Source organism: Pseudacidovorax sp. DMC4 (assembly GCF_056314265.1).
Map to the genome: position 1 here is coordinate 1 of NZ_JBQUYR010000043.1, position 608 is coordinate 608.

Below are 608 nucleotides of genomic sequence, written 5' to 3' on the forward strand. Positions count from 1 at the left end.
CTGCAGACCCCCGATGCGCTGGACCCCGGCGCCCTGGCCGATGCCTGTGCCGACATTGACCTGGACGCACTGATCGGCCGCGAGATCCATTGCGAGATCGACCTCGATGGTGCCGGCACCTTCGTGCCGGGCGGTGTCGGCGATGCGGTGGATCACCTCGGCGCCGGCATCCGCCAGATCAACGCCCTCATCACCGAAGCAGAGTTGCTGGGCGAGCATGGCCGCCACCTGCGCTACCGCCTCGTGCTGCGCCCCTGGCTGCACCTGGCCACGCTGAATTCGGACTGCCGCATCTTCCAGAACGCCACCGTCGTCGACATCCTCGATGCCCTGCTGGCGAACTACCCCTTCCCCGTCGACAAGCGTCTGGCCGAGTCCTTCCCCATCCGCGACTACCAGACCCAGTTCAACGAAAGCGACTTCGCCTTCTTCGAGCGGCTGTGCCAGGAGTGGGGCATCAGCTATCACTTCGAGCACGACGCGGGCGCCCACCGGCTGGTGCTCTCCGACCATCTGGGTGCCTTCAGGCCGAACCCGAGCGAGGCCTATCGGCAAGTGGCCTATCACCCGCCCGGCTGGAAGCTCGACGCCGAGTATCTGCATGCCTT

The 608-nt window shown here is 66.3% G+C and carries 1 protein-coding gene; it reads left to right on the forward strand.

Translation table 11 applies throughout. The features are described from left to right. On the forward strand, positions 1 to 608 hold a 608-nt coding region (locus ACT54X_RS28790; protein ID WP_476350059.1), incomplete at both ends, for a contractile injection system protein, VgrG/Pvc8 family.